The organism is Butyrivibrio sp. (genome assembly GCF_017433805.1).
Classification (GTDB): Bacteria; Bacillota; Clostridia; order Lachnospirales; family Lachnospiraceae; genus Butyrivibrio.
This window is the reverse complement of sequence record NZ_JAFRGN010000013.1, coordinates 249,668-273,035: the sequence shown is the minus strand read 5'-3', so window position 1 is coordinate 273,035 and position 23,368 is coordinate 249,668. Positions and strand designations below refer to the sequence as shown.

The window sequence follows — 23,368 nt, the reverse complement described above, 5'->3', positions numbered from 1 at the left end:
GGGGACTTTATGGATCAGGCTCAACAGCTTCGAAATATTATTAAAAATACTAATAAGCCCCAAAGGCCTCTTGCCAGAATTATCACTGTTACCAGTGGTAAGGGTGGAGTTGGCAAGTCAAATGTGGCTATAAATCTTGCAATACAGTTCCGTAAAATGGGGAAAAGAGTTATAATTCTCGATGCGGACTTTGGTCTTGCAAATATAGAGATTATGTTTGGAACTGTTCCCAAGCACAATTTGTGTGATCTGATTTATCAGGGTAAGAATATAAAAGATATTATTACATGGGGACCAGAAGGAGTTGGATTTATTTCAGGTGGCTCTGGTATCTCTGGAATGTATAACCTCAGCAGGGATTATCTTGTTTATATCATTGTTAATCTTGCTGAGCTTGATGCGATTGCAGATGTAATTATCATAGATACAGGTGCTGGAATCTCTGATGCAGTTATGGAATTTCTTGTAGCAAGTGGAGAAGTTATATTAGTAACAACTCCCGAGCCTACATCCATAACGGATTCGTATTCTCTTTTAAAAGCGCTTAATCAGACTCCCAGATTTTCAAGGGAGGATACAAAGGTTAAGGTGGTATCAAACAGGGTATCTTCTGATGAGGAAGGACAGCAGCTCTTTAACAAGCTTAATGCGGTTGTCGCCAGATATCTCAAGCTCCCACTTACTTATATGGGTGCTATTCCTCAGGATCAGATGCTTGCACGAAGTGTAATGCAACAGTCACCTGTTTCGCTTCAATATCCTAATGCCAAGTCGGTAAGGGCTTTTGAGGCAATAGCAGGTAAACTTATGAACCCTCAGGATGCTGCGGAGGTCGTTAAGCCAAGAGGTATGGCTGCTTTCTTTTCACATATTATTACAGGAAGGAAGCTTAGCAGTACACCAGCTCAGAACTATAGCAGTTCACCTAATTTACCAGCGTGATCTTTTTCCAAACATATAAAGGAAATGGAGACAAACAAATAAATGCTTGCTGATTACATTGCACCCGGAAATCGTGTCGAGCTCAAAGCTACAGGCAAGATATGGATGGACGAGGATGCCAGAACTAGACAAATATATATGAGCAAGGTAATGGATATTACTTCTGACGACAGGATAGAAGTTCTGATGCCATATGAAAAGGGGCGTCTTGTACTTTTGCCTGTTGATGGGGAGTATAGCCTTTGCTTCTATAGTCCTAAGGGTTTATATCAATGCTTTTCGAGGATTGTAGACAGATATAGAAGCGACAATATGTATATTCTTGTGCTTGATCTTACAAGTGAGCTGACAAAGCTTCAGAGAAGAGAATATTACAGATTCAGCTGCGCTCTTGAGCTAAAATCAAGAATATGCTCACATGAAGAACAGGAAGCTTTTGAGACCAACAGGCAGTATCTATTCGAGCCTGGGGATCAGCTTCAGAAAAGTGTTGTCGTTGATATAAGCGGCGGTGGTTTACGATTTGTCGCTAATTTCAAATATGAAGAAGGCAGTACTATTTATTGTTCATACAAGCTTCCTGGTAATGCCAATGACAAAGAATATGAAATGATATGTAATGTTCTTAAGGTAAGTGAACTTGAGAGCAGGCCAGGACTGTTTGAACATCGTATCCAATATATATACATAGACGAGACATCAAGAGAAGATATTATTCATTTTATTTTTGAAGAAGAACGAAAAATAAGAAAGAAGCAAACGTAAATGAGAAAAATTTTATTAATTGATGACTCTGCACTTATGAGAACTGTTCTGAGTGATATTATTAACTCAGACTCAAGATTCCAGGTGGTTGACAAGGCTAAGGACGGAGTTGAAGGTCTGGAACTCCTTAAAAAGAATACGTATGATGCTGTTGTTCTTGACATTAACATGCCAAGAATGGACGGAATTACGATGCTGAAGGAGCTTCAGAAGCAAAAGATAAAAGCAAAAGTTATGATGGCCAGTACAGACACCAAAGAAGGTGCTAAGGTCACAATGGATTGCTTGGATCTGGGTGCACTGGATTTCGTTCATAAACCAGACAGAGCTTCAGAGTGTAGGGGCTTGGATTTCACCAAACACTTTATTGACACTCTGGCAGCGGTTGCTGAATCAAAAGCTCCTGTCAATGTAAAAGCCTTTTCGATTGAGGATGTTAAGGAAACAAGAAAGGTTGTTGAGCTGGTAACCAAATCTGCCAGCAAGATAACTGGAAACAGAATTGTAGCTATCGCAAGTTCTACCGGTGGACCGAGAGCGCTTCAATCTGTTATTCCCAAGCTTCCTAAGAATCTGAAAACACCCGTTGTTCTGGTACAGCATATGCCAGAAGGTTTCACCGCTTCACTTGCTGAGAGACTTGATTCACTTAGTGAAGTCAAAGTCAAAGAGGCAGCTGAAGGAGATGTATTAGCCGCTGGAACGGTTTATATCTCAAGAGGTGGCAAGCATATGCACATAGTGAAGAGTGGGGGGAAGAGCACGATTCACTATATGGATGGTCCAACCAGAGAAGGCGTAAGACCATGTGCTAACTTCATGTATGAATCTTTAATGGATTCCGATTACGACGAGGTCTGTTGTGTCGTACTTACAGGAATGGGAGCAGATGGTACAGAGGGAATCAAGAATCTAAAGTCTAAGAAAAAAGTTTTTGTTATCGGTCAGGAAGAAAGCACCTGCACTGTATACGGGATGCCTAAGGCAGTAGCAACAGCTGGGCTAGTTGATCAGGTTGTCAAACTTGATAATGTTGCTCAGGAAATAATAATGCATGTCGGTGTGAATTGAGGAATAACAAAACTTTTTTATCTTTTCTTTATATTCTCTAACTAAATTCCTCCATTCAAAAAGCCGATAATATGTTCAAAAGTATGCGATATTAAGTATACATTTTGAAGTCTATCACTTTTCTTATGGAGGTAAATAGGTTATGGATGTTTCCCAGTATCTAAGTGTCTTTCTTGATGAAGCAAAAGAGCACCTTCAGTCTCTTAATGACAACATCATGACTCTTGAGCAGGATCCTGAGAATGAGGATTGTATCAATGAAATCTTTAGATCAGCCCATTCTATGAAGGGTATGGCTGGAACTATGGGCTATACCAGAATGCAGAATCTTACTCATGACATGGAGGATGTATTCTCTGACGTTCGTGCAGGTAAGATTAAGATCAAATCTGCTGATATCGATGTACTGCTTCAGTGTCTTGATGCTATTCAGGGCTATGTTGACAGCATTACAGAGAATCAGGACGAGGGTACTGAAGAGCACCAGAACATAATTAAATCCCTTGCGGATATTAGAAATGGCGGCGCTAGTGGCGGCGACGCAGCTTCTGCTGCACCAGCAGGAGAGGCAGCTGCAGCTCCAGCAGAAGAAGGCGCTTCTTCTGACGGACCAGCTCCAGGCGCTGATGGAACTACGGATTATAGGGCAATTCGCCTTGATTCATCTGTTAAATCTACATTAGAGGAAGCAAAAGCACAGGGCAAGAAGATCTTTGGTGTGACTGTTCACATCGAGGAGTCTTGTATCCTTAAGGCTGCAAGAGGCTTCCTTGTATTCAAAGGGCTCGAAGAAATCGGTGAGATTGCTGTTTCTGAGCCAAATACCCAGGATATTGAAGATGAAAAATTTGAATATTCCTTTAGTCTTATTCTGATCACAGAAGAAGGCAAGGAAAAGATTGAAGAAATTGTAAAGGCAGTTTCTGAGGTTGAGAGCTGTGATGTTGGAGAATTTGATCCTAGTGGCGCTAAGCCAGCTGAGGATAAGGATGCAGCACCAGCAGCTGAGACAGCTCCAGCACCTGCAGCAGCTCCAGCAGCTGCACCTGCAGCAAATACTCCAGCTCCTGCAGCAGCAGGCGGCGGTGGTGCAGGCGGTGGCAAGAAGCCTGTTGGTAAGCCAGTTGTTAATAGAACAGTCCGTGTTGATATTGATAAGCTGGATGTACTCATGAACCTTGTATCTGAGCTTATCATTGCCAAGAACTCACTTATTTCAGCAGCTAATACTTCTGGTGTAAGTAACGGCAATGTAAATGAGCAGATCGAGTATCTTGAGAGTGTAACCACAAACCTTCATGAATCAGTCATGAAAGTTCGAATGGTTCCTATCGAGAGCGTACTTCAGAAATTCCCACGTATGATCCGTGATCTTAATAAGACTCTTAATAAGAAAATGGAACTTACGATGACTGGTGAAGATACTGAAATGGATCGTACCGTTGTTGATGAGATTGGTGATCCTCTGATGCACCTTATCAGAAACAGTGCTGACCATGGTATTGAGAATGCTGAACTTCGTGCACAGCGTGGTAAGCCAGAAGTTGGACAGATTTTCCTTCACGCTTTCCAGGACGGTAACAGCGTTGTTATCGAGGTTGGTGATGATGGTAATGGTATCGATGCAGAAGCAGTTAAGAATAAAGCTATTGAAAAGGGCGTTGTTTCACCTGAGCAGGCAGCTCTTTTAACAGAAAAGCAGTGTGTAGAGCTTTTGTTCCATCCTGGATTCTCAACAGCCAAGGTTGTTTCAGAAATTTCAGGTAGAGGAGTTGGACTTGACGTTGTTAAGTCTAAGGTAGAATCACTTTCCGGTGAAGTTACAGTTAAGACTAAGCTCGGCGAAGGATCTACATGGGTTATCAGACTTCCTCTTACACTTGCTATTATTCAGGCTCTGATGGTTATCATCGGTCAGGAAAAATATGCTATTCCTCTTGATTCTATTCAGAGTATCGAGGATGTATCACCTAAGGATATTAAGTTCGTTGAGAATAAGGAAGTTATCAACCTTCGTGGTAGCGTACTTCCTCTTGTAAGACTTAATGAAGTGCTTGATACAGATTCAACCAAGTCTCCTGATGAAGATATGGTTGTTGTTATCGCCAGAAAAGGTGATTCACTTGCAGGTCTTGTAATCGATGAACTTATGGGACAGCAGGAAATCGTTATTAAGCCACTTGGCAAGTATACAAATAAGTGCAAGCTGATCAGCGGCGCTACAATTCTTGGAGATGGCGAGATCGCACTTATCCTTGATACTAACTCAATTTTCTGATAGTTACTATAGTCCGTTAACTTTTAGAAAGGAAGAAGAGCAAAATGAATGAACTTAGAGATAATGCTGATGTAGGAGAACTTATTCAGTATATTGTTATCAAAATCGATGATGAAGAGTATGGCATAAATATCAAATTCATTGATAATATTGTTAGAATGCAGCAGATCACACGAGTACCTAAGGTTGATCCATACCTTAAGGGCGTTATCAACATCCGTGGTGAGATTGTTCCTGTTATGAGTGTTCGAATGAAGATGGGACTTGCTGAGGATGAGATTACAAATAAGTCCAGAATCATTATTCTGAAAACAGAAGGCGGAGATCTTGTTGGAATTATCGTAGATCAGGTTAATCAGGTTCTGACACTTGGCTCTAACAGCATTGAGAAGATGCGTTATGACGACAAGAAGCAGAAAACCAATGCTTCATTTGTAAGTGGCGTTGGACACTATGATGGTGGTCTTGTTTCCATACTTGATATTGAAGCAGTTGTTTCTGAAAAGAAAGAGGAAGAGAAAGCTTCAAACGCTAGTTAATCTGGAGGAATAAGAATGGGTGATATGAGTTTGGACCATATGTCCAGCCAGTACTTTGATGTACTTAAGGAACTGGGCAACATTGGTGCTGGGAATGCGACAACAGCTCTTGCTCAGATGATCGGAACCAAGGTAGATATGGCAGTACCTCAGGTACGACTCCTTGATTTCAAGGATGTTGGCGACATGATGGGTGGAGCTGAGCAGATAATGGCAGGAATTTATCTTGCTGTAGAGGGCGACATTGATGGAGCTATCATGTTCCTTCTGAACAAAACTGCTGCAAGACATCTTGTAGATAAGCTTATGGGAACCGGGCCTAAGCCTGACGAAGCAGACTTTGATGAGGTTGAGCTTTCAGCCCTCAAGGAAGTTGGTAATATCATTACCGGATCATATCTGAATTCACTTTCAATGATGACCAACTTGAAGCTTGTTCCTTCAATACCATTCGTTGCAATTGATATGGCGGGCGCTATTCTTAGTGTTCCAGCTATTCAGTTTGGAATGATGGGTGACAATATTCTTCTTATCGAGACTCAGTTTTTTGATGAACTTAAACTTAGCGGATACTTTATCCTGCTGCCTGATGTGGATGGTTATGCTAAGATTCTTTCTTCACTTGGAATTGGTGATGTTAGTGGATAAGCGAAGGGGCGACATATGAGTCAAATAATAAAGGTTGGTATGGCTGATCTGAATATTTGTGTTAGCCCCGACGGTATTACCACGCTAGGACTTGGATCCTGTGTAGGTATAGCTGTTCGTGATCCTGTCACCAAGATAGGCGGCTTGGCACACGTTATGTTGCCAGACTCTACTGAGATAAAAAATAATTCGAATATTCCCAAATTCGCAGACACGGGTATTGAAGAACTCGTTAAGCAGATAGTTGCTAAGGGAGCAAGCAGGCAGAGGCTTGTAGCCAAAATAGCAGGCGGAGCGCAGATGTTTGCTTTCCAATCTACCAACAATACGATGCGAGTTGGAGACAGAAATGTTCAGGCTTCCTTAAAGAAGCTAAAAGAAATGAACATTCCGGTTCTTGCGCAGGATACAGGTGATTCCTATGGAAGAACGGTTATCTTTTATCCTGAGAATGGTAATTTTGTAATCAGAGCGGTTGGAAAACCAGAGAAGGTTATATGAATACCGATACTGAAGAGTTAAAAAAATGTAATACTAAACTGATCACACCACTGATAGTGCTTAGTAGTACGTCGATCATCGCGATCTTTACGTACTTCAAGCATTATCCAGTGGGAGATTGGTTTGTTATTGTTTGTTCCTCTGTAGTTCTTTTCCTGATATTGGGTCTGATCGTTGAAAAGATGATCACCAGATTCGTTGATATCAATTATGAAAAGGCATTGGCTGAAATTGAAGAGGCAAGACGCCTTGAGGAAGAAGCCAGAGCAGCTATGGAAGCAGAGGGTGCTGAGGTTGGGGATGGCCTTAATGTTGTTCCTGAAGAGGAAGAAAATCCCCCTTTATTCTAAAATACTAAATGTTTGGGGACTAGATCATGGATGAAGCTGCAAAAAATAAATTATGGGAAGAATATCATAATACAAAATCAGCTGATGTCCGCGAGAAGCTGATCCTGGAGTATGCTCCACTGGTCAAGCTTGTAGCTGGCAGACTTAGCATGTATCTTGGCTTTAACGTTGAGTACGATGATCTTGTAGGTTATGGAATATTCGGCCTGATTGATGCTATCGACAAATTCGATCTTATGAAGGATGTTAAGTTTGAAACTTACGCAAGCCTTCGTATTCGTGGTGCAATTCTTGACCAGATCAGAAAGATGGACTGGATACCAAGAACAATAAGACAGAGACAGAAAAAGATCGAAGCTGCAATCAGAGAGATTGAAAGAGATGGCGGACATGTAGCTACAGATGCTGAAATTGCTGCCAAAATGCAGATTTCAGAAGATGAATATGCCAACTGGCAGAATCAGATGAAGGTAACTGGCGTTGTTTCTCTAAATGAGTTCATGGACCAGGGTGCCGACATTCCTGAGGATGCCAATAACAGAAGCTCAGGATTTATCAAACCTGAGGAAGCAATAGAAAAGGAAGAGCTTAAGAAGATGCTTGCAGAATCTCTTGAGTCTCTTACAGATAAAGAAAAGAAAGTTATTTTACTATATTACTATGAAGAACTGACGCTTAAAGAGATAAGTGAAGTGTTGGAGGTTTCTGAATCAAGAGTATCTCAGCTGCATACCAAGGCGCTTCAGAAGATGCGTGAAAAGCTTGGTGACTATCTGGGAATACTCACAAATTCAAGATAATGTGAATTCGAGGTCATCATAATGAATGGATATTTTCAGCTGGTAATTACTGATCACGGAACTGGAATAAAGGTTTTTAAACCCACTGATGATGGTGCGCCCCTGGAGGTAAACTGCGTCAGGGATTATCTTGATGACAAAAAAATCGAATATGACGTTGTTAAAATAAGCGAAGCTGTGGCCAATCAGAATGAAGAGGTCGTCATTTTTACAGAAGCGCAGATTATGCCTGAACGCGAATACTGTAGATTTGAGTCCTCCAAAGACCGTATGACTGTCACAGCTGTTTTTTATCCTCCGACAGAGGGCGCAGAGCTCATGACGGAAAAAGAGGTATTGGATTCGCTGGCATACAGGAAGATTGTTTACGGAATTCAAAATGATGCAATACACGCTTTCTTTGAAAAAAGACAGTATTGTACAGAGATTGAAGTTGCTAAGGGTAAGCCTGTTAAGCAGGGCCAGAATGCCAGAGTTGAATATCATTTCAATGTAAATCTTCGTCCAAAGCCAGCCCTTAGAGAAGATGGTAGCGTAGATTATCACAATCTTAATCTTATTAATAATGTCAATGAGGGTGATCTTCTTGCAACTCTTCATCTTGAGGTTCCGGGAGAACCGGGCATCAACACTTTAGGTGAGAATATCAAGGCTGCTGCTGTTAAGTCAGCTTTTATCAAATATGGCAAAAATACAATTCTTTCTGAAGATAAGATGACCTTAACGGCTGAGAAATCAGGACATGTAACCCTTAAAGAAGGAAAAGTTACAGTATCTGACGTTCTTACAGTTGAAAATGTAGATCTTTCTACCGGAAATATTGATTACGAGGGAAGCGTTGTTGTAAAAGGTGTTATAGCAACAGGCTTTAGCGTTAAGGCAGGAAGTAACATCGTTGTTAAGGGCATTGTAGAAGGAGCTACCCTTGATGCAGGCGCTGACGTAATCCTTGAATGTGGTGCCAAGGCCGGTGGAAACATAAAAGCTGGTGGAAATATCATTTCCAAATTCATTGAAAACGCAACGCTTAGTGCAGGTGGCGGAATAACAAGTGAATGTATCCTTCATTCAAATGTAACTTCCGGAACAGAAGTAAATGTTACTGGTAAAAGAGGCTTTATTGCAGGTGGTAAGGTTATAGCTGCTGACAAGATTCAGGCCAAGATTCTTGGATCTGAAATGGGAGCCAATACGATCATTGAAGTTGGTTCTGACCCTCAGGTTAAGCTAAGACTTAAAGAACTTCAGAAAAATATAGCTGCTGCCCAGAAGAATATTGAGAATTTAAAGCCTACGATCGATGGCTTTTCCAAGATGCTAAAGGCTGGCGCCAAGTTTACACCAGATCAGGTGGCAAATGTACAAAAGCTCATAGCCATGAATAAAACATTAACCCAGCAGGTTCAGGATGATACACAGGAATATTCAGACCTGATGGAAAAACTTGCGGAACAAAAGGAGGCGGAAGTAATCGTTGAGGGTACAGCTTACCCTGGAACAACAGTAAACATCGGCGAACTATCAATGATAGTTAAAAAACCTGTCCAATATAGTAAATTTGTTGTAAAAGAAGGAGATGTAAGGTTGGCTCCAATATAATTTTAGCCGATATATAGAATATAATAGAGGAAATATCCGACTCTTCGTGATATAATTAAGCTCGGAAGGAGGGGTCTACCATGTCAATAAACAGGATTGATTTTGGCGTGATGGCTGCTAGTAGCGAAGTAGGTACAATAAAGGCCGCAGAAGATGCCAGGCCTTTAATGGATCAGCGCAATTTCCAAGCTCAGTTTAATCAGGAAGTAGACAATCAGAGGAGCCAGGTTACTCAGAAAGAGGATGTTGGACTAGGGGAGTCCAATGCCGATGCACAGAATAAGGGGAGCAATGAGTACATGGGCGACGGTGGCCGCAACAGGCGTGGGAACCAGGGCGGCAATGAGAAGAGCGCTATTCTTGAAAAACAGTTATCGACAGAAAAGATGGAGAAGATCGCTGGACACGTACTTGACCGAAATGGCAAGCCTGTGGATTTTGGTATTTCGTCAGGTTTTGATTTGAAGATATGATTATATTGTTATATAATTATACGTAGTTATTAGGGGATATTGGGCGGAGATATGATAAGCATTACTGAGGTTATTCTAATAGTTGCAGGATTTGCAGCTATCATATTGGGGTACCTTCTGCCAGCCGGTAAGGAAATGGACGAGGAGGACAAGGTGCTCATGGAGAGGGAGATTCGTGAGCTTGTTCGTCGTGAGGTAGAAGAGCAGAAGGAAACCATCGAGAACATGGTGGATGACACTGTGGACAATTCGCTTGATCGTACAGAACGTGCGATGGAGCGTATTTCTAATGAAAAACTCTCTGCAATAAATGAATATTCTGATACTGTCATCAATGATATTCACAAGAACCATGATGAAGTTATGTTCATGTATGACATGCTCAATGACAAGCACAAGAATCTCACCAGCGTTGTTTCTGAAGTTACCAAGAAGACTGATGAAGCCAAGCAGGCAGTGAGAGATGCAGAAGCTACTGTAAGAGATGCTGAGGCAACAGCCAGAGAAGCTCAGGTTGCTACATCTAATCTCAACAGTATTACTTCCAAAAAAGAAAATGTCAGAGCTATTCTTCTTGATGAAGATGAGGACAGACTCAGTGGTATCAGGATTCCTTATACCAATATCAAGGTTCCTGAGACAGAAAAAGAGGAGCCCAAAGAGTCCCTTCTTGAAAAGAAGATCAACAGTGTTGCTGTTCATGTTAAACCAGAAGAGCCAGCACCTGCTCCTAAGGAAAGTGGTTATGTTTCCGAAAAAGATCTTATGGAACTTAAGGATATAGCTGCAGAAGTTATTACCAAAGATCAGGCTAGCGGACTTCATGTCATTGGTAACAAGACGGAATCTGCATCAGCCAAGGTTGTGCCTATTTCTGAGGCCAGAGCTGCCAATCCTGACAGGAACATGCAGGAGCTAACAGCTAATGACCCAATCTCTCAGAACAGACGCATTATTGAGATGCACAAGGCTGGTAAATCTAATATGGTAATCGCCAGAGAACTTGGTCTTGGTATTGGAGAGGTTAAGCTTGTAATAGATCTTTCTAATAAACATAGAAAAGTTAAATAAACTAGTTAAGGATATAAGGTATGAAACTTAAGTATTATCTTCGTGGTATGGGTATTGGAATAATACTCACTGCGATAGTGATGGGATTTGCTCTTGGGGGCAGAAAGACAACTATCAGCGACGCGGAAGTCATAGAAAGAGCCAGAGCTCTTGGAATGATAGATGGAAAAGGGGTTCTTGATCCGGGTACTGATAGTAGCGAGGTTAGTTTAGATGATTCACTTACATCCGGTTCGGCATTATCTCAAGAAGGAGCGGAAATATCTCAAGAAATCGACCAGGAATTCTCTTCGTCAGGTGAATCAGTTTCGGACATGGCTAACGAAGAGAAAAAAACAGAAGATAAGAATTCAGAAAGCGCAAATGCTTCTGAACAAATTTCCCAAGCTGGGGCAGGGACAGCAAAAAGTACAGATTCCAAGCCAGACGAAAGTATCAAAGAGGAAGATACAGCTGTAGCTGAAGAAATTGCAGCTGATAAAAAAGCAGATAATAAGACAGATAGTAAAACAGAAAATAAGACTGAAAATAAGACAGAAAGCAAAGTAGATAATAAAACAGAGAACAAGACAGTAGATAACAGTACAGCAGGTAACTCATCTAACAGTACTGATAATACTGCTTCTGAGCAGCCTAAAACTCCTCAGACTATAGGAAGTAAGACAACAGTTACCAAGACAGTAACAATTCCAAATGGACTTGGCTCAGAAGGGGTTTCAAGAGTCCTGTATAATTCAGGAGTTATTGATGATGCTGTTACTTTTAACAATTATCTTGTAGAACGCAAGATGGACAGAGGCATCAGAGCAGGTGTTAAAACCTTTCCTGCAGGCTCTTCTTATGAAGATATAGCAAGGATTATATGTCAGGGATAAGAGACAAAACGTGAATATATGTCATGTTTGTCTCTTTTTTTGCCATTTTTTATATAAAAAGTGTTGAAATATGAATAATGCTGTGCTAATATTAGAGAGCTGTTGATTTATGGGATATTTATGCCCTGAATTGCAGACTGCCATTGGCAGGAACACAAATATGCACGTATATCTAATTCTCATTCCGGTGTCAGCATGAGCTGATCAGTATGAGAGCCTGGCAAAGAAGATGACGCTTTTCTTTGCAATATCAGGCCAGGGATATGCGGAAGAATTAACCAAATGGAGGTAATAACATGAGCGTTGTATCAATGAAACAGTTACTTGAGGCAGGTGTACATTTCGGACACCAGACAAGAAGATGGAACCCTAAAATGGCTCCTTACATCTTCACAGAGAGAAACGGAATCCACATTATCGATCTTCAGAAGTCAGTTGTAAAGGTTGACGAGGCTTATAAGGCAGTATTCGAGATCGCACAGCAGGGTGGAACAATCCTTTTCGTAGGTACTAAGAAGCAGGCTCAGGACGCAGTTAAGACTGAGGCAGAGCGTTGCGGTATGTACTATGTTAACGAGAGATGGCTCGGTGGTATGCTCACAAACTTCAAGACAATCCAGAGCAGAATCGCTAGAATGAAGGCTATCGAGAAGATGCAGGAAGATGGAACATTTGATGTTCTTCCTAAGAAGGAAGTTGCACAGCTCAAGAAGGAGCTTGCTAAGCTTCAGGCTAACCTTGGCGGAATCAGAGATATGAAGAGAATCCCTGACGCTATTTTCGTAGTAGATCCTAAGAAGGAGAGAATCTGCATTCAGGAAGCTGAGTCTCTTGGAATCACACTTATCGGTATCGGCGATACAAACTGTGATCCAGAAGAGCTTGATTTCATCATTCCTGGTAACGACGATGCTATCAGAGCAGTTAAGCTTATCGTTGGTAAGATGGCAGATGCTGTTATCGAGGCTAATCAGGGTGCTGAGTCAGACGCTGCAGCTAACTATGTTGCAGAGGATGCAGAGGCAGCTGAGGCTGAGGAAGTTAACGAGTAATCTTTTTTAATGAGACAAGCGAAACAATAATAAATACAATTTTATGTTTACATATACAATTGTATTTATTATTGATTTCATTTGGCGAATAGCCAAAACGAGGAATTGTTTACAATTCCGAGTCTTGTCTCATAATTTTATATAATTATATAAATACGGAGGATAAATAAATGGCTATTACAGCAGCAATGGTTAAAGAGTTGCGTGAGTCAACTGGCGCAGGTATGATGGAGTGCAAAAAGGCTCTTACAGAGACTAACGGAGATATGGATGCAGCCGTAGAGTACCTTAGAAAAAATGGTATTATGAAGGCTGAGAAGAAGGCTAGCAGAATCGCAGCTGAAGGTCTTACAAGAATCGCAGTTAAGGATGATCAGACTGCAGCTGTTGTTGAGGTTAACTCAGAGACAGACTTCGTTGCTCAGAACGAGAAGTTCCAGGCATTCGTTGAGGCTGTTGCTACTCAGGCTGTTAATTCAGATGCAGCTGATCTTGATGCATTCATGGCTGAGAAGTGGAACCTTGATGAGAGCAAGTCAGTTAGCGATGCTCTTGTAGAGATTACAGCAGTTATTTCTGAGAAGCTTAGCATCAGAAGATTCGAGAAGGTTGTTGCAGAGAACGGTATCGTAGTTCCTTACGTACACGGTGGCGGAAGAATTTCTGTTATCGTTGAGGCTACAACAGATGTTGTTAACGACGAGATCAAGGACGCTGTTAAGAACGTAGCTATGCAGGTTGCAGCTCTTAATCCTAAGTTTGTTTCTTCTGAGGAAATTTCAGAAGAGTACAGAAACCACGAGAAGGAGATCCTTCTTGCTCAGGCTATGAAGGAGAACGAGGAGCTTCCAGAGGGTAAGAGAAAGCCTCAGGAGATTATCGAGAAGATGCTTGTTGGACGTCTTAACAAGGAGTTCAAGGAAATCTGCCTTAACGATCAGGTTTATGTAAAGGCTGAAGATGGTAAGCAGTCAGTTGGACAGTACCTTGCACAGGTTGGTAAGGCTAACGGTGCTAACCTTTCAATCAAGAGATTCGTTCGTTTTGAGACAGGTGAAGGTATCGAGAAGAAGAATGAGAACTTCGCTGAGGAAGTTGCTAAGCAGGCAGCTGGTCTTAACTAATTATTATAGTTATTATGGGCTTCGGATGAATTTCCGAAGCCCTTTTTTCGTCATTTTCACATCTTTTCATATTTGGAATTTGATGTATACTAATAAGGTATGATTTTTATTAGCTATGTTGGGAGTGAGTAAATTTGAATCAGTCAGTAACTATTAAAGGTACAAAATCAGGAATTATCCTTGTACTTGATCCTGGTATGGCATTTGATCAGCTGAGAGAAGAGATTAAGAAACACTTTATCGAGGCTGCTTCATTCCTTGGCAAGAATAACATGGGGCTTATCATTCGGGGGAGAAAGCTTACAGAAGCTGAGGAAGAGGAAGTGCTGGGCATTATAGCAGATAACACCCAGCTGAATATCACTTGTGTAGTAGACGAGGAATCAGAGACAGAGAGACTTTTCAATATGTCTAGAACAGTTGAAGAGAAGGTTGTTCCTGTAAAGTCTGAGAATATCGATATGACTATTCCTGCAGATGTGTGCGATAACAACGCACAGATTCTTGTTGGAAATCTTCGTTCTGGTCAAGATGTTTCCTGCGAACAAAATGTAGTAATACTTGGTGATGTTAAACCAGGTGCCAGCGTTACATCCTACGGCAGTATTTTTATACTGGGGGAGCTGAGAGGTAATGCATTTGCTGGTGCTGGTGGCGATAACAGCGCTATTGTTATGGCTCTTAAGCTTAATCCGCTTCAGGTGCGTATAGCTGATGCTATAGCTATTTCTCCTGATGCAGAAAAGGGACCTAAGCTTAAACTCAAGAAAAAGAAGATAATGAGTAACGAGAATGAGCCAGAGGTTGCATACATGGAAAACGGCCATATTATCAAGGCCTTGTATGGACCATCATTTTTAAGACAATTTGGTAAATAATTAATTGGAGGATAGTATGGGAGAAGTTATAGTAGTAACATCCGGTAAGGGTGGTGTTGGTAAGACAACCACAACTGCCAACCTTGGTACAGGACTTGCCAAGCTCAACAAAAAAGTAGTTCTTATTGATACAGATATAGGTCTTCGTAACCTTGACGTTGTTATGGGCCTTGAGAACAGAATTGTATATAACCTCGTTGATGTTATAGAGGGTAATTGCAAACTTAAGCAGGCACTTATCCGTGACAAGAAATATGAGTCACTTTTTCTTTTACCAGCTGCTCAGACCAAGGATAAGACTAGCGTAACTCCTGAGCAGATGAAGAAGCTCACAGAGGAGCTTAAGGCAGAGTATGATTATATTATTCTTGATTGTCCTGCTGGTATTGAACAGGGCTTCAAAAATGCTATTGCTGGTGCAGACAGAGCTCTCGTAGTAACAACTCCTGAGGTTTCTGCTGTACGTGATGCAGATAGAATCATCGGCCTTCTTGAGGCCAATGAGATTGGTAAGACACAGCTTATCGTTAACAGACTTCGCCCAGACATGGTTAAGCGCGGCGATATGATGTCTGCTGATGACGTTATTGATATTCTTGCTGTAGAACTTGTTGGTCAGGTTCCTGATGATGAGAACATCGTTATTGCTACTAATAATGGTGAGCCACTTGTTGGTGACAACTCACTTGCTGGACAGGCTTACATGAATATCTGCAGAAGAGTAACTGGCGAACAGGTTCCATTTTTAGATCTTGACGCCAAGAAAGGTATTTTTTCTTGGTTTAAGAAAAAGTAATTAGGGGGAGGGACTATGAAACTATCAGATTTTTTCAAGAAGAAATCTTCAAGTGATGTTGCAAAAGACAGACTTAAGCTTGTACTTGTTTCAGACCGTGCCACATGTTCTCCTGAGATAATGCAGAGAATCAGAAGTGATATTATAGAAGTCCTTTCTAAGTATGCTGAAATTGATATGGACGGAATTGATATCAACTTTACACAGATGGATACAGAAGAAAACGATGGCAAGACAGTTCCTGCTCTTTATGCCAATATACCTATAAAGAACATGAATCATTCAGCAAAATAATGATCAGGAAACTCGGATCTCGTCAGATGTCCGAGTTTTTTGCATAAATAAGAGGGTATGCAATGTACGAAGAATACAACGTGGGGTTGACAACAGCCGAGGCCAAAGAGCTATATCAAAAAGGCTATGGTAACGTACAAATAGATAATACAGCTAAGACAACAGCAGACATTATTAAGGAAAATGTATTTACATATTTTAACCTTATTTTCCTAATTATGGATGTTCTGATTTAAGTGGCTGGAGCCTTTAATTCATTAACCTTTTTGCCAGTTATTATTTGTAATTCTCTTATAGGAATTGCACAGGAGCTTAAGGCCAAGAAGGTATTGGATAAGCTTAGCGTGATCAACCAGTCTACTGTGACAGTCATAAGAGATGGCTCTGAAGATACCGTTTCTATAGATAAGCTTGTGTTGGGGGATGTAGTTCTTTTAACTGCCGGAAGCCAGATCTGTGCTGATGCAGTTGTTATTGATGGCGAGGTTAATGTAAATGAGGCGCTTCTTACTGGCGAAGCAGACGAAATAGTCAAGACTAAGGATAGCGAGCTTAAATCAGGAAGCTTTGTGGTATCTGGCAGATGTCTTGCTGTTTTGACCAAGGTTGGAGCTGATTCTTATATCTCTCAGCTGATGCTCAAGGCCAAAAAGATGCCTTCTTCCGAACAGTCAGAAATGGTTCGTTCTATCAACAGAATAGTTATTGCTGCTGGTATATTGATCATTCCTATTGGAATAGCTCTTTTTGTGCAGAGCTTTGTTATACAGGGCAATTCTTTTGCAGAAACTGTGCCATCTGTTGTTGCAGCTCTTATTGGAATGATTCCGGAAGGTTTATACCTTCTTCTTAGTATAACCCTAGGTCTTAGTACTATTCGCCTTGCCAGGAATAGGGTTATGCTCCATGATATGAGGAGTATTGAGACTTTGGCAAGAGTTGATACTATCTGCGTTGATAAGACTGGTACTATCACTGATAACAGTATGCTGGTAGCCGGAGCCGAGCTTGCAGATTCAGGATATGAGGATGATGAGGACAGGCTTAAAGCTATAAGTGTTCTTGTGTCAGATTATATTGGCTGTGTTCCTGATGATAACATTACTATGCATGCTCTTGAGGATTACTTTAAGTATTCAACTAACAGAACATGTATCAGTTTTCATGCATTTTCTTCTAAATATAAATATAGTAGTGTACAGTTCGATGATGCTACGTATGTTATGGGAGCTCCTGAGTTTATCCTTAGGCAGAATTATGATGCCTACAGAGAAAAAATAGAGAGCTATGCAAGTAAGGGGCTCAGAGTTCTGTGCTTTGCAAGATATTATGGTGGCGCTGATGGAAGCGAAGTTTTTGATCCTTCTATGGGTGCAGTTTCTCTTCCTGTTCCAGAGGGAAGCCTTGATAATTCTTACAGCGTACCACTTGCATTTATTCTTTTGCAGAATCCTATAAGAGAGAATGCCAGAGAGACTTTTGAATACTTCAGAAAACAGAAGGTTGATATCAAGGTTATTTCTGGTGATAGTCCTCTTACTGTTTCAGAAGTAGCAAGAAATGCAGGAATAAAAGGAGCCGATAAATATGTTGATGCCAGCACCATGGAAGATGCTGACATTCCAGAGCTTGTAGAAAGATATACTGTATTTGGACGAGTTTCTCCCGAACAGAAGCAGAAGATAATCAGAGCTCTTAAGAAAAAAGGCCATACAGTTGCTATGACTGGTGACGGTGTTAATGATATTCTTGCAATGAAGGATGCTGACTGTTCTGTTGCTATGGCTGCAGGCTCAGATGCTGCTATTCAGGCTTCTCAGGTTGTTCTTATTGACAGTGACTTTTCCAGAATGCCCAAGATTGTGGCAGAGGGCAGGAGAAATATCAATAACATTCAGAGAACAGCAACTCTTTTCCTTGTTAAGAACATTTTCTCTTTGCTACTTGCACTTTTTTCTATAATAAGTGTTCTGACATATCCATTGCAGCCTTCTCAGATTACAATGGTGAGTTTGGTGAATATCGGTATACCAGGATTTTTCCTTGCTATGGAACCCAACAACAGGAGAATAGAAGGAAGATTCCTTGTTAAAGTACTTCTAAAGGCTATGCCTGCGGCTCTTACAGACTTTTTTGCTATAGCAGCGCTTGTTGTGTTCGGAAATACATTTGGCGTTAATCCGGAAGATATATCTGTTGCATCAACATTCCTTCTTGCGATAGTAGGGTTTATTATCCTTGCTAATATATCTTCGCCGCTTAATGCTTATAGAGTTAAAGTGCTTGTTGGATGTATTATTGGCATGATCATAGGGGCATTTTTGTTCCATGATCTGTTTTCAATCAGCTATGTATCAATAGAATGTGTAATGTTGTTTGTCCTTTTTGCTATAGCAACAGAGCCATTTATGAGGTATTTAACTAAATTATTTACTTATATTGAGAAAAAAATACAAAATAAAGCCTAAAATCCTAATAAAATTTAATAATTAAATGACAATTATATTAAAGTTTGTGATATAATAAAATTGTATTCAATTATATTAGGAGAATTACTATGGAAAATAACGAAGAAAAGTATGCAGCATTAAAATTGGAGAATCAGATTTGCTTTCCTCTTTATGCATGTTCAAAAGAAATCATCAGAAAGTATAAGCCTTATCTCGACGAGATAGATCTTACTTATACTCAGTACATTACCATGATGGTGCTCTGGGAAAAGAAGTGCGTAAATGTTAAAACTCTTGGTGAGAGTCTGTATCTTGATTCAGGCACTCTTACTCCTGTGCTCAAAAAACTTGAGTCTAAGGGCTATATCAGCAGAGTTAGATCTAATGAGGATGAGAGAAATCTTGTAGTCACAATTACAGAAGAGGGCGAGAAGCTCAAGGAGCATGCTGTGTGCATCCCTAGCAAGATTGGCTCTTGTGTAAATCTTACTGCAAAAGATGCAGAAGTATTGTATACACTTTTATATAAGATTATTGGAAATGTAAGATAAAATTTATTGATTTTACCCCCTCGGGGGGATATAATAATTCTCGGCTTTAGTGTGCGTTTTTATCGTTTTTAAATTTTTTTGTCTTTCTAAGTGAAAAAATTAACGAAAACGCACATTATTTTTGGAGGTTTTTATGAGTTCTCATACCCATAATCATCACCATCACCATGATCCAGCTCATACCAAAGTAATTATTAACAGGCTATCCAAGGCTATCGGACACCTTGAATCTGTTAAGAAGATGGTGGAGGACGACAGGGATTGTGCAGAGGTTCTGATTCAGCTGTCAGCTGTAAAATCTGCTATCAATAACTGTGGTAAGGAGATTCTTAAAGAGCACATTGCTCACTGCATTGTCCATGCAGTAGAAGACGGTGATGAGGAAGCTATCATTGAATTAAATGAGGCTATCGACAAATTTATGAAAAATTCATGAGATATCATGAAATTATTGTGTGAAAGGGGCGTAATACCTTGGCTATTCCAAACTTAGTTAATTTTCTTATTTTATTTCCTTTCTTAATGGCAATAGTAATATTCTGTCTCAAGAAGGCTAGTCCTTTGAGAAGCGCCGTAATCATGATTGGTGGTTTTACTATCATGGCTGTGGCTATTTACGTTGCTGTAAATGTATTAATGTCCGGTGATACATCACAGTTTATGTATCTTGAGGAGGCACATGCAGCTGACACTGTAATTATTTGCGGTGAAGTATTCCTTATGTGTCTCGTTTGTTTCCTTAGTATCAAATATAAAAAATACTATGCAATTCTTATTTCAATGGCTGGAACACTTCCAGTTCTTTGGATGGATCTTACTGGTAAGGCAGTAGAGGGTAATACTCATTTCCGCATCGATACATTCGCTGCAGTTATGTACCTCATTGTAGGTATCGTAGGTATCCTTATCTGTATCTATGCTTCTGGTTATATGAAGGATTATCATCATCATCATACAGATGTTGTTGATCGTTCTAACTATTTCCTTGCACTTATGTTTGTATTCCTTGGAGCTATGTTCGGACTTATTTCTTCCGACAGTCTTTCATGGATCTATTTCTTCTGGGAGATCACAAGCGTATGTTCATTCCTTATGATTGGATATACCAGAACTCAGGAAGCTATAGACAATTCATTCAGAGCTCTTTGGATGAACCTTCTTGGTGGTTGCGGATTTGCAGCTGGTCTTATGTACAGCAATATGGCTCTTGGCATTTCTAATCTCAGCCAGGTTACAAGTGCAGAGGCTTCCAAAGTTATCATGATTCCTGTTACATTATTTGCTTTTGCAGCTCTTACAAAGAGTGCACAGTTCCCATTCTCAAGATGGCTTCTTGGTGCCATGGTTGCACCTACACCTTCAAGTGCACTTCTTCACTCAGCTACAATGGTTAAGATTGGTGTGTATATGCTGATCAGACTTTCACCTGTTATGGAAGGAACTCTTACAGGTGTTATGATCACAGTTATCGGCGGATTCACATTCTTTGCTGCATCACTTCTTGCAATTACAGTTAGTGATGGTAAGAAGGTACTTGCTTATTCTACAATTTCAAACCTTGGTCTTATTACAGCCTGCGCCGGAACTGGTACAACAGAGGGTGTATGGGCTGCAGTAATGCTTGTTCTTTTCCATGCTGTTTCTAAGTCACTTCTGTTCCAGACAGTTGGTGATATTGAGAACTGTATGCACAGCCGTGATATCGAGGATATGCACGGACTTATCATCAAGCTTCCAAGACTTGCATTCATCATGATCATTGGTATCTGCGGTATGTTCATGGCTCCATTTGGTATGCTCGTTTCTAAGTGGGCTGCTCTTAAGTCATTCGTAGATTCAGGATCTGTATGGCTTGTTCTGTTCCTTGTATTTGGTTCAGGTTCAACGCTTTTCTACTGGGCAAAATGGCTCGGTAAGATCTGTACAGTTATTCATCAGTCATTCGAGCTTGAAGATATTACACCTAAGAGTGAGATGGTTTCCATTTTCCCTCTTACAGCTATGATCGTAGTTATGTGCTTCGCATTCCCTTGGATGTCAGGACACATGGTTCAGCCTATTCTTAACGAGGCTTTCCACACAAATATTCCTGACGTTATCGGTGGTAGCGATGTTGTTATCATGATGATCATGGTAACTATGATATTCATGATTCCAATTGGAGCTAGATTCCTCTCAATTGGTAAGAATTCCAAGATGACAATGTCTTATGTAGCCGGTGTTAACGCTGGTGATGACAGACATTACATCGATTCATTCGGCAAGGAAAGAGCTCTTTATATGTCTAACTGGTATATGGAGGACTTCTTTGGTGAGAAGAAGCTTCTGTGGCCATGTATTTGGATTGCGACAGTTCTTGTTCTTGTAATGCTTATAGTCGTAGTTGGAGGTGCTTTACATGTATAAGTGGATGATTATAAAGGCTTTATTATATATTCTTTTGGCACCTGTTATCGGCGGCCTTATGTCTGGACTAGATAGAGTTTTCTCAGCTCGTATGCAGGGAAGACAGGGCCCACCAGTAGTTCAGCCATTTTTTGATGTTAATAAGCTACTTCACAAGCAGACAACCGTTGTTAACAGTATTCAGGTTCTGTTTGTAACTGTTTATCTTATTTTCACCATCTTTACAGGAGCACTTTTCTTTGCTGGTGGAGATATGCTTTTAGTATTCTTCGCGCTGTCTATGTCAGAGGTTATGCTTGTTCTTGCAGCATTCTCTACAAACGGACCTTACAGTATCATGGGTGCACAGCGTGAGCTTCTCCAGATGATGTGCTACGAGCCAATGACTCTTCTTGTTGCTATTGGTTTCTACTATGCAAATGGAAGTTTCATGGTAGATGAGCTTATTACAAAGCCTGTTCCAGCTATTGTTCAGATCCCTGGATTCTTCATCGGATTTGTATTTATCCTTATCATCAAGCTTAGAAAGTCACCATTTGACCTTAGTACATCACACCATATGCACCAGGAAATGGTTAAGGGACTTACAACAGATCTTTCCGGTAGTAACCTTGCTCTTGTAGAAATAGCAGAGTGGTACGACACAGTACTTATGCTTGGTATTGTTGGATTGTTCTTCATCAACAACAATCCTATCAGCCGTCTTTGGGCAATTATTGCTATTGCTGTAGTATTTTTCCTGGAAACACTTATTGATAACCTGTTCCCAAGAGTAAAATACAAAACAATGCTTATTGTTACATGGAGTGTGATTCTTGTATTTGCAGGAACCAATCTGTTAATTCTGAACGTATTGAAATAATATGTGTAAAATGAAGGGAATGGAAGATCAATGAATATTTCTAAATCACCATGGGTGTTACATTATGACGGTTCCAGCTGTAATGGCTGTGATATAGAAGTTCTTGCCACAATGACTCCACTTTATGACGTAGAGCGTTTTGGCATTATCAATACTGGTAATCCCAAGCATGCAGATGTACTGCTCCTTACAGGCGGTGTAAACGCTCAGACAGCTCCTGTAATCAGACAGCTCTATAACATGATGCCTGATCCTAAGGTTGTTGTTGCATGTGGTATCTGCGCTTGTGATGGCGGTATTTTTAAGGAGTGCTACAACATTCTGGGCGGCGCTGACAAGGTTGTTCCTGTAGACGTATATGTTCCAGGCTGTGCTGTAAGACCTGAGGCTCTTATCGAGGGCGTTGTTAAGGCTGTAGGCATTCTTGAAGAGAAGAGAAAGAAGTTAAAAGAGTCTATGAAGGCTGGCTACTGTACTGTTGATTACAGCAAGATGGCTGTTCATATGACTGCTGATGATTATGATCCAAGTACTCAGTATGATGCTGTTCTTACAGAGGAAGCTCTCAGACAGCAGGCTGAAGAGAAGATTAAGGCTAGTGCTAAGCCAGTAGTACCTGCAGCTAAGCCTGCAGCTCCAGCTCCTAAGGCTCCAGCACCTGCAGCTGCAAATAATGATGTGAAAGGAGAAAACGGCTGATGAATACAGAATTTATAACTGTTAATCCTGAGAGCATTATTGATGAGTCCCAGAAGCTCAAATTCCAGGGCTATCATCTTATGCAGCAGTGCGCTACACGTATTCCTGATGCTTACGAACTTATATATTCATTTGGTAAGGACCTTGAGGTTAAACAGCTCAAGATAACTCTTCCAGAGGATCAGGAGATTTCCAGTATTACAAGCATCTATCCTTGTGCTTTTATCTATGAGAATGAGATGCATGATCTGTTCGGAGTACAGATCAAGATGATCAATATTGACTTTGAAGGTAAGCTCTATCGTACAGCGATCGAGACACCATTTAAATAATTGGAGGAACCA

At 40.6% G+C, this 23,368-nt stretch carries 26 protein-coding genes; all 26 read left to right on the top strand.

The genetic code is table 11. The annotated features are described in order from the left end of the window. The first annotated feature begins 9 nt into the window (after positions 1-9). The 26 genes from IJI01_RS04645 (at position 10) to IJI01_RS04520 (ending at position 23,356) form a co-directional block, all read left to right on the top strand. The gene (locus tag IJI01_RS04645; protein ID WP_292186520.1) at positions 10-942 is read left to right on the top strand and encodes a MinD/ParA family protein; all 933 of its coding nucleotides are present in this window, start codon (positions 10-12) and stop codon (positions 940-942) included. Between the two features lie 42 nt (positions 943-984). After that, on the top strand, positions 985-1,707 hold the full coding sequence (locus IJI01_RS04640; RefSeq protein WP_292186517.1) for a flagellar brake protein: 723 nt from the start codon (positions 985-987) through the stop codon (positions 1,705-1,707). Further along, positions 1,708-2,778, top strand: coding sequence for a chemotaxis-specific protein-glutamate methyltransferase CheB (cheB, locus tag IJI01_RS04635; protein WP_292186514.1), 1,071 nt, complete (start codon positions 1,708-1,710; stop codon positions 2,776-2,778). Between the two features lie 142 nt (positions 2,779-2,920). Further along, positions 2,921-5,056 (top strand): chemotaxis protein CheA, encoded by a 2,136-nt coding sequence (locus IJI01_RS04630; RefSeq protein ID WP_292186511.1) that lies wholly within the window; start codon positions 2,921-2,923, stop codon positions 5,054-5,056. Positions 5,057-5,100: 44 nt separating this feature from the next. Further along, positions 5,101-5,595: a chemotaxis protein CheW gene (locus tag IJI01_RS04625; RefSeq protein WP_292186507.1), complete on the top strand. Its 495-nt coding sequence runs from the start codon at positions 5,101-5,103 to the stop codon at positions 5,593-5,595. Positions 5,596-5,610: 15 nt separating this feature from the next. Beyond that, a complete protein-coding gene (locus IJI01_RS04620; protein WP_292186504.1) occupies positions 5,611-6,243 on the top strand; it encodes a chemotaxis protein CheC in 633 nt (210 codons plus the stop codon). Positions 6,244-6,258: 15 nt separating this feature from the next. Next, positions 6,259-6,744: a chemotaxis protein CheD gene (locus IJI01_RS04615; RefSeq protein ID WP_292186501.1), complete on the top strand. Its 486-nt coding sequence runs from the start codon at positions 6,259-6,261 to the stop codon at positions 6,742-6,744. Continuing rightward, positions 6,741-7,094 (top strand): hypothetical protein, encoded by a 354-nt coding sequence (locus tag IJI01_RS04610; protein ID WP_292186499.1) that lies wholly within the window; start codon positions 6,741-6,743, stop codon positions 7,092-7,094. The genes IJI01_RS04615 and IJI01_RS04610 overlap by 4 nt, the downstream gene beginning before the upstream one ends. A 26-nt stretch (positions 7,095-7,120) precedes the next feature. After that, entirely contained in the window at positions 7,121-7,894 is a 774-nt protein-coding gene (locus IJI01_RS04605) for a FliA/WhiG family RNA polymerase sigma factor (RefSeq protein WP_292186497.1), read from the top strand. Between the two features lie 21 nt (positions 7,895-7,915). Continuing rightward, complete coding sequence (locus IJI01_RS04600) at positions 7,916-9,493, top strand: DUF342 domain-containing protein (protein WP_292186494.1); 1,578 nt, start codon at positions 7,916-7,918, stop codon at positions 9,491-9,493. A gap of 80 nt (positions 9,494-9,573) precedes the next feature. Continuing rightward, the gene (locus tag IJI01_RS04595) at positions 9,574-9,966 is read left to right on the top strand and encodes a hypothetical protein (RefSeq protein WP_292186491.1); all 393 of its coding nucleotides are present in this window, start codon (positions 9,574-9,576) and stop codon (positions 9,964-9,966) included. Positions 9,967-10,017: 51 nt separating this feature from the next. Next, complete coding sequence (locus tag IJI01_RS04590; RefSeq protein WP_292186488.1) at positions 10,018-11,037, top strand: DUF6115 domain-containing protein; 1,020 nt, start codon at positions 10,018-10,020, stop codon at positions 11,035-11,037. A 20-nt stretch (positions 11,038-11,057) separates the two neighbouring features. Continuing rightward, positions 11,058-11,912 carry a hypothetical protein gene (locus tag IJI01_RS04585; protein ID WP_292186485.1) on the top strand — a complete coding sequence of 285 codons (855 nt, stop codon included), beginning with the start codon at positions 11,058-11,060 and terminating at the stop codon, positions 11,910-11,912. 296 nt (positions 11,913-12,208) lie between these two features. After that, positions 12,209-12,964: a 30S ribosomal protein S2 gene (gene rpsB, locus IJI01_RS04580; protein WP_292186482.1), complete on the top strand. Its 756-nt coding sequence runs from the start codon at positions 12,209-12,211 to the stop codon at positions 12,962-12,964. Between the two features lie 170 nt (positions 12,965-13,134). Then, the gene (tsf, locus tag IJI01_RS04575; protein WP_292186479.1) at positions 13,135-14,088 is read left to right on the top strand and encodes a translation elongation factor Ts; all 954 of its coding nucleotides are present in this window, start codon (positions 13,135-13,137) and stop codon (positions 14,086-14,088) included. A gap of 134 nt (positions 14,089-14,222) precedes the next feature. Further along, a complete protein-coding gene (locus IJI01_RS04570) occupies positions 14,223-14,966 on the top strand; it encodes a septum site-determining protein MinC (protein ID WP_292186476.1) in 744 nt (247 codons plus the stop codon). A 16-nt stretch (positions 14,967-14,982) separates the two neighbouring features. Further along, complete coding sequence (gene minD, locus IJI01_RS04565; RefSeq protein WP_292186473.1) at positions 14,983-15,762, top strand: septum site-determining protein MinD; 780 nt, start codon at positions 14,983-14,985, stop codon at positions 15,760-15,762. Between the two features lie 15 nt (positions 15,763-15,777). Beyond that, positions 15,778-16,056: a cell division topological specificity factor MinE gene (gene minE, locus IJI01_RS04560; RefSeq protein WP_292186471.1), complete on the top strand. Its 279-nt coding sequence runs from the start codon at positions 15,778-15,780 to the stop codon at positions 16,054-16,056. A gap of 62 nt (positions 16,057-16,118) precedes the next feature. After that, entirely contained in the window at positions 16,119-16,292 is a 174-nt protein-coding gene (locus IJI01_RS04555; protein ID WP_292186468.1) for a hypothetical protein, read from the top strand. After that, entirely contained in the window at positions 16,293-18,524 is a 2,232-nt protein-coding gene (locus IJI01_RS04550) for an HAD-IC family P-type ATPase (protein ID WP_292186465.1), read from the top strand. An 89-nt stretch (positions 18,525-18,613) separates the two neighbouring features. Further along, on the top strand, positions 18,614-19,057 hold the full coding sequence (locus IJI01_RS04545) for a MarR family winged helix-turn-helix transcriptional regulator (protein WP_292186462.1): 444 nt from the start codon (positions 18,614-18,616) through the stop codon (positions 19,055-19,057). Between the two features lie 133 nt (positions 19,058-19,190). Continuing rightward, the gene (locus tag IJI01_RS04540; RefSeq protein WP_292186459.1) at positions 19,191-19,493 is read left to right on the top strand and encodes a metal-sensing transcriptional repressor; all 303 of its coding nucleotides are present in this window, start codon (positions 19,191-19,193) and stop codon (positions 19,491-19,493) included. A gap of 125 nt (positions 19,494-19,618) precedes the next feature. Then, on the top strand, positions 19,619-21,463 hold the full coding sequence (locus IJI01_RS04535; RefSeq protein ID WP_292186456.1) for an NADH-quinone oxidoreductase subunit 5 family protein: 1,845 nt from the start codon (positions 19,619-19,621) through the stop codon (positions 21,461-21,463). Further along, positions 21,456-22,325, top strand: coding sequence for a respiratory chain complex I subunit 1 family protein (locus IJI01_RS04530; protein WP_292186453.1), 870 nt, complete (start codon positions 21,456-21,458; stop codon positions 22,323-22,325). The genes IJI01_RS04535 and IJI01_RS04530 overlap by 8 nt, the downstream gene beginning before the upstream one ends. Positions 22,326-22,355: 30 nt before the next feature. After that, entirely contained in the window at positions 22,356-23,024 is a 669-nt protein-coding gene (locus IJI01_RS14820; protein ID WP_330623060.1) for an NADH-quinone oxidoreductase subunit B family protein, read from the top strand. Next, positions 23,024-23,356: an NADH-quinone oxidoreductase subunit C gene (locus IJI01_RS04520; protein WP_292186450.1), complete on the top strand. Its 333-nt coding sequence runs from the start codon at positions 23,024-23,026 to the stop codon at positions 23,354-23,356. Before IJI01_RS14820 ends, IJI01_RS04520 begins: the two co-directional genes overlap by 1 nt. Positions 23,357-23,368: the final 12 nt, after the last annotated feature.